Origin of the sequence: Streptomyces coacervatus (genome assembly GCF_029223485.1) — a bacterium.
Lineage (GTDB): Bacteria > Actinomycetota > Actinomycetes > Streptomycetales > Streptomycetaceae > Streptomyces > Streptomyces coacervatus.
Genome location: NZ_JARHTP010000049.1, coordinates 1 through 6,224 on the forward strand (window position 1 = coordinate 1; position 6,224 = coordinate 6,224).

Sequence of the window (6,224 nt, forward strand, 5' to 3'; positions counted from 1 at the left end):
GTATTGTAGTTCAGCCTTTGTTCACTTTCCGCCATACTGGTGGCAATAATATTTATGTGACCTACTTTTCTGTTAGGTCTAGCTCGGTACCCTATGGCTACCCGTAAACTTTATATGAAGTTTTTGGAACAATATGTGTATATTGATGCGGAAGACCAGGCGGCGCTTGCTGAAATGAGGTTCGTATGTAATAGAATCGGCGAATCTGGTGGTTTTACCGATCAAGAGAAAGCATTTTTCGACAATATTCCATTGCAACGACAAAGTTTCATTCAATCATGTTGTCATCTAGCTAGTCAAGAATTCGAATCTACAGTATTACCGGTAGTCAATTTTAGTATTACTGGACGAGGTAAACAAGTGGTTATGGTGGAAAAGGAAGAGTTTAAGATTGAAAAAGCTGGACAAAAAAGTACCACGTCTAGTTTTGAAAATACTGGGAACGAGTTAGTCAGAGAACAACTTCCATTGATCTTGTCGTGGGCGATGTCGATCCACAAAGCTCAAGGTCAAACTTTGGACAGAGTCAAAATAGATTTAGGTAGAAGTTTTGCTAATGGTCAAGCATATGTTGCATTATCAAGAGCTACATGCAAGAGTCGGTTAGAAATCAAAAATTTCAGGAAAGATAAAGTAAAAACATCTGAACATGTCAGAAAATACTACGAAAGTTTGGGATAAATAGAAAGCTTTAATAATAGATATCCTTAATTTATTCTTGCCATTTGTCACCAGTTAAATTTTCGTAAGCTTCAACGTATTTGCTCTTGGTTTCAGTGACAATGTCTTCAGGCATAGCAACACCATCTTTACCAGCAACACCATTAGAAGTTAACCAATCTCTCAAAAATTGTTTATCGTAAGAGTCTTGAGATTTACCAACTTCGTATTTAGTAGCATTCCAGAATCTGGAAGAATCTGGAGTTAAAACTTCGTCAACAAGAACGATGTTGTCACCATCTAAACCAAATTCAAATTTAGTATCAGCGATAATAATTCCTTTAGTGGCAGCGTAATCTCTGGCTTTGGTGTACAAATCAATAGCAATTTTTTCAATTCTATCACATAATTCTTTTCCAACAATCTTGTCAGCTTGTTCTTTGGTGATATTTTCATCATGTTCACCTTGTTCTGCTTTAGTGGATGGGGTGAAGATAGGAGTGATTTGTTGTGATTCAACCACATCACCAATAGGAATACCGTGGACGGTTTTAGATTTTTGGTATTCTTTCCAGCCGGAACCGGTGATGTAACCTCTAACAATAACTTCAAGAGGGATCAATTTCAATTTTCTAACCAGTAAGGATCTGCCTTCCAATTGGTTTCTATATGGTTCTAGTTGAGGATATTTTTGGAAAATGTCTCCTTTGATTAAATGGTTTTCAATTGGCAAGAAATCAAACCAGAATTCAGACAATTTGGTTAAGATTTTACCTTTATTTGGGATACCATTAGACATAATCACATCGTATGCGGAAATTCTATCAGTAGCAACGAATAAAAGAGTGTTGTCGTCAACTTGGTAAATATCTCTGACTTTACCTTTGGCAATCAATGGGAAAGTTCCTTCTAAGTTAGTTGAAGTCATCTGGGAGCTGGTGGTGGTGGTGGTGGTGGTGATTATGGTGATAAAGAAGAAAAAGAAGAAGAGAAAGAAGAGTTGACTCGGAGTAATTCACATTTTTTTTTTCTTCTGCTAATTTAACTTCTGCGACATCATTGACATTAATGTACATGTGGGATGAACTTGAAGGGAAATGCTACCCTAAAAGAATTGTCTTTTTATTTGAATAACGCATATTCGTCTCCCTAATGCGATTCTTGATTATTTATCTTTAAAAAAAATACCACTAATTCATAATTATTGGCTCGAAACTCACAGCCTTTATTTTTTTGATCACGGATTTCGAGTTGAGCCGCGCGTGTTTCCATTTTTGGAGTGAAAAGCAAAAGACCAAGACGAAAGAGAAAAAAAAACCTCAATCGACGGGAGAGGGAAAAAAATCATACTGTTATAATATTTTTTTTTGAATAGTGCCCCCCTTTTTTTTGAAGAAGAAGAAGAACCGATACCAAACATAGAGAAACGAAACAATGTCATTTAAAGCGCTGAAGAAGGGGGATCCTCTAGAGTCCAGCAGCGCACTGAGATCCAGCTGCCAGCGGGAAATACTGATGCGCAGCGCCGCCAGCGCATAAACGAAGCAGTCGAGTGCCTCATTGCGTCGCTTTTTGCTGTCCCACAGTATTTTTTTCCTGCCATCCACCCATTTTTCGACCTGCTCTTCAGCAGTCAGCTGCTGCGCTTCGGTCAGATCAAAAATATCCGGGTTATTCGGGAAGTGAACGGCACCGGGAAGCGGTTCATCCCCTTCCGGCGTCAGTGTGAAGCGGTTATAAATCTGCTCTTTCGCGGTATCCGTACCGATTTCGGTAAGGTAAACGACCTGCAGGCATGCAAGCTTGGCACTGGCCGTCGTTTTACAACGTCGTGACTGGGAAAACCCTGGCGTTACCCAACTTAATCGCCTTGCAGCACATCCCCCTTTCGCCAGCTGGCGTAATAGCGAAGAGGCCCGCACCGATCGCCCTTCCCAACAGTTGCGCAGCCTGAATGGCGAATGGCGCCTGATGCGGTATTTTCTCCTTACGCATCTGTGCGGTATTTCACACCGCATATGGTGCACTCTCAGTACAATCTGCTCTGATGCCGCATAGTTAAGCCAGCCCCGACACCCGCCAACACCCGCTGACGCGCCCTGACGGGCTTGTCTGCTCCCGGCATCCGCTTACAGACAAGCTGTGACCGTCTCCGGGAGCTGCATGTGTCAGAGGTTTTCACCGTCATCACCGAAACGCGCGAGACGAAAGGGCCTCGTGATACGCCTATTTTTATAGGTTAATGTCATGATAATAATGGTTTCTTAGACGTCAGGTGGCACTTTTCGGGGAAATGTGCGCGGAACCCCTATTTGTTTATTTTTCTAAATACATTCAAATATGTATCCGCTCATGAGACAATAACCCTGATAAATGCTTCAATAATATTGAAAAAGGAAGAGTATGAGTATTCAACATTTCCGTGTCGCCCTTATTCCCTTTTTTGCGGCATTTTGCCTTCCTGTTTTTGCTCACCCAGAAACGCTGGTGAAAGTAAAAGATGCTGAAGATCAGTTGGGTGCACGAGTGGGTTACATCGAACTGGATCTCAACAGCGGTAAGATCCTTGAGAGTTTTCGCCCCGAAGAACGTTTTCCAATGATGAGCACTTTTAAAGTTCTGCTATGTGGCGCGGTATTATCCCGTATTGACGCCGGGCAAGAGCAACTCGGTCGCCGCATACACTATTCTCAGAATGACTTGGTTGAGTACTCACCAGTCACAGAAAAGCATCTTACGGATGGCATGACAGTAAGAGAATTATGCAGTGCTGCCATAACCATGAGTGATAACACTGCGGCCAACTTACTTCTGACAACGATCGGAGGACCGAAGGAGCTAACCGCTTTTTTGCACAACATGGGGGATCATGTAACTCGCCTTGATCGTTGGGAACCGGAGCTGAATGAAGCCATACCAAACGACGAGCGTGACACCACGATGCCTGTAGCAATGGCAACAACGTTGCGCAAACTATTAACTGGCGAACTACTTACTCTAGCTTCCCGGCAACAATTAATAGACTGGATGGAGGCGGATAAAGTTGCAGGACCACTTCTGCGCTCGGCCCTTCCGGCTGGCTGGTTTATTGCTGATAAATCTGGAGCCGGTGAGCGTGGGTCTCGCGGTATCATTGCAGCACTGGGGCCAGATGGTAAGCCCTCCCGTATCGTAGTTATCTACACGACGGGGAGTCAGGCAACTATGGATGAACGAAATAGACAGATCGCTGAGATAGGTGCCTCACTGATTAAGCATTGGTAACTGTCAGACCAAGTTTACTCATATATACTTTAGATTGATTTAAAACTTCATTTTTAATTTAAAAGGATCTAGGTGAAGATCCTTTTTGATAATCTCATGACCAAAATCCCTTAACGTGAGTTTTCGTTCCACTGAGCGTCAGACCCCGTAGAAAAGATCAAAGGATCTTCTTGAGATCCTTTTTTTCTGCGCGTAATCTGCTGCTTGCAAACAAAAAAACCACCGCTACCAGCGGTGGTTTGTTTGCCGGATCAAGAGCTACCAACTCTTTTTCCGAAGGTAACTGGCTTCAGCAGAGCGCAGATACCAAATACTGTTCTTCTAGTGTAGCCGTAGTTAGGCCACCACTTCAAGAACTCTGTAGCACCGCCTACATACCTCGCTCTGCTAATCCTGTTACCAGTGGCTGCTGCCAGTGGCGATAAGTCGTGTCTTACCGGGTTGGACTCAAGACGATAGTTACCGGATAAGGCGCAGCGGTCGGGCTGAACGGGGGGTTCGTGCACACAGCCCAGCTTGGAGCGAACGACCTACACCGAACTGAGATACCTACAGCGTGAGCTATGAGAAAGCGCCACGCTTCCCGAAGGGAGAAAGGCGGACAGGTATCCGGTAAGCGGCAGGGTCGGAACAGGAGAGCGCACGAGGGAGCTTCCAGGGGGAAACGCCTGGTATCTTTATAGTCCTGTCGGGTTTCGCCACCTCTGACTTGAGCGTCGATTTTTGTGATGCTCGTCAGGGGGGCGGAGCCTATGGAAAAACGCCAGCAACGCGGCCTTTTTACGGTTCCTGGCCTTTTGCTGGCCTTTTGCTCACATGTTCTTTCCTGCGTTATCCCCTGATTCTGTGGATAACCGTATTACCGCCTTTGAGTGAGCTGATACCGCTCGCCGCAGCCGAACGACCGAGCGCAGCGAGTCAGTGAGCGAGGAAGCGGAAGAGCGCCCAATACGCAAACCGCCTCTCCCCGCGCGTTGGCCGATTCATTAATGCAGCTGGCACGACAGGTTTCCCGACTGGAAAGCGGGCAGTGAGCGCAACGCAATTAATGTGAGTTAGCTCACTCATTAGGCACCCCAGGCTTTACACTTTATGCTTCCGGCTCGTATGTTGTGTGGAATTGTGAGCGGATAACAATTTCACACAGGAAACAGCTATGACATGATTACGCCAAGCTCAGATCGTCTGCGCGGGCATTGCCACGGGTAAAGTTGGGCAACAGGGCTGCATCCACACTTTCACTCGGTGGGTTCCACGACCGCAACTGCCCTCCAAATCCGCTGCCACCGCCGTGATAACCGGCATATTCGCGCAGCGATGTCATGCCGTCCGGCCCCAGAAGGAGCTTGCATGCAGGCCTACGCCTGCGACCGGCTGTCTGCCATGCTGCCCGGTGTACCGACATAACCGCCGGTGGCATAGCCGCGCATCAGCCGGTAAAGATTCCCCACGCCAATCCGGCTGGTTGCCTCCTTCGTGAAGACAAACTCACCACGGTGAACAATCCCCGCTGGCTCATATTTGCCGCCGGTTCCCGTAAATCCTCCGGTTGCAAAATGGAATTTCGCCGCAGCGGCCTGAATGGCTGTACCGCCTGACGCGGATGCGCCGCCACCAACAGCCCCGCCAATGGCGCTGCCGATACTCCCGACAATCCCCACCATTGCCTGCTTAAGCAGAATTTCTGTCATCATGGACAGCACGGAACGGGTGAAGCTGCGCCAGTTCTGCTCACTGCCGGTCAGCATCGCCGCCATATTCTGTGCAATACCATCAAAGGTCTGCGTGGCTGCACTTTTTACCTGCGACATACTGTCCGTGGCGCTCTCTTCCCACTCACTCCAGCCGGACTTCAGGCCTTTGCTCTTTCGCAAGTTTCTAGCTCTTTATCTTTTGTATGTTTGTCTCCAAGAACATTTAGCATAATGGCGTTCGTTGTAATGGTGGAGAAAGATGTGAAATTCTTTGGCATTGGCAAATCCAATATTGATCTCAAATGAGCTTCAAATTGAGAAGTGACGCAAGCATCAATGGTATAATGTCCAGAGTTGTGAGGCCTTGGGGCAATTTCGTTAATAAGCAATTCCCCTGTTTCTAAATAGAACATTTCCACACCAAATATACCACAACCGGGAAAAGTTGATTGCATTTTCAGGCCTAGTCGACGGGCCCGGGATCCGATTCGACCGATGCCCTTGAGAGCCTTCAACCCAGTCAGCTCCTTCCGGTGGGCGCGGGGCATGACTATCGTCGCCGCACTTATGACTGTCTTCTTTATCACGCAACTCGTAGGACAGGTG

7 protein-coding genes are annotated in these 6,224 nt (G+C 46.5%); 2 read left to right on the forward strand and 5 right to left on the reverse strand.

Annotation, left to right across the window (positions count from 1 at the left end):
• Positions 1 to 95, reverse strand: a 95-nt coding sequence (locus tag P2Q00_RS51070; RefSeq protein WP_369293702.1) for a hypothetical protein, incomplete at its 3' end; no start/stop codon positions are given.
• A 19-nt stretch (positions 96 to 114) separates the two neighbouring features.
• On the opposite strand from P2Q00_RS51070, the gene P2Q00_RS50385 reads away from it, so the two are divergent.
• Entirely contained in the window at positions 115 to 681 is a 567-nt protein-coding gene (locus P2Q00_RS50385) for a C-terminal helicase domain-containing protein (RefSeq protein ID WP_048468261.1), read from the forward strand.
• 31 nt (positions 682 to 712) lie between these two features.
• Here P2Q00_RS50385 and P2Q00_RS50390 read toward each other — a convergent pair whose 3' ends face one another.
• Together P2Q00_RS50390 and P2Q00_RS50395 are read right to left on the reverse strand one after the other, a co-directional pair.
• The gene (locus P2Q00_RS50390) at positions 713 to 1,588 is read right to left on the reverse strand and encodes a phosphoribosylaminoimidazolesuccinocarboxamide synthase (RefSeq protein WP_048468260.1); all 876 of its coding nucleotides are present in this window, start codon (positions 1,586 to 1,588) and stop codon (positions 713 to 715) included.
• Positions 1,589 to 2,012: 424 nt separating this feature from the next.
• Positions 2,013 to 2,453 (reverse strand): terminase gpA endonuclease subunit, encoded by a 441-nt coding sequence (locus tag P2Q00_RS50395; RefSeq protein WP_438802393.1) that lies wholly within the window; start codon positions 2,451 to 2,453, stop codon positions 2,013 to 2,015.
• Positions 2,454 to 3,063: 610 nt separating this feature from the next.
• Between P2Q00_RS50395 and P2Q00_RS50400 the strand changes: the two genes are divergently transcribed.
• On the forward strand, positions 3,064 to 3,924 hold the full coding sequence (locus P2Q00_RS50400) for a broad-spectrum class A beta-lactamase TEM-116 (RefSeq protein ID WP_000027050.1): 861 nt from the start codon (positions 3,064 to 3,066) through the stop codon (positions 3,922 to 3,924).
• Between the two features lie 1,358 nt (positions 3,925 to 5,282).
• On the opposite strand, the gene P2Q00_RS50410 is transcribed toward P2Q00_RS50400, so the two are convergent.
• Both P2Q00_RS50410 and P2Q00_RS50415 read right to left on the reverse strand, forming a co-directional pair.
• On the reverse strand, positions 5,283 to 5,798 hold the full coding sequence (locus P2Q00_RS50410) for a phage tail tape measure protein (RefSeq protein ID WP_048014406.1): 516 nt from the start codon (positions 5,796 to 5,798) through the stop codon (positions 5,283 to 5,285).
• On the reverse strand, positions 5,777 to 6,073 hold the full coding sequence (locus P2Q00_RS50415; RefSeq protein WP_082140804.1) for an ATP-grasp domain-containing protein: 297 nt from the start codon (positions 6,071 to 6,073) through the stop codon (positions 5,777 to 5,779). Before P2Q00_RS50415 ends, P2Q00_RS50410 begins: the two co-directional genes overlap by 22 nt.
• Positions 6,074 to 6,224: the final 151 nt, after the last annotated feature.

Excerpts from the sequence above, each read along its gene's own strand:
- P2Q00_RS50390 (WP_048468260.1), bottom strand. The coding sequence starts at position 1,588 with ATGACTTCAACTAACTTAGAAGGAACTTTCCCATTGATTGCCAAAGGT.
- P2Q00_RS50385 (WP_048468261.1), top strand. The coding sequence starts at position 115 with ATGAAGTTTTTGGAACAATATGTGTATATTGATGCGGAAGACCAGGCG.
- P2Q00_RS50415 (WP_082140804.1), bottom strand. The coding sequence starts at position 6,073 with ATGCAATCAACTTTTCCCGGTTGTGGTATATTTGGTGTGGAAATGTTC.
- P2Q00_RS50400 (WP_000027050.1), top strand. The coding sequence starts at position 3,064 with ATGAGTATTCAACATTTCCGTGTCGCCCTTATTCCCTTTTTTGCGGCA.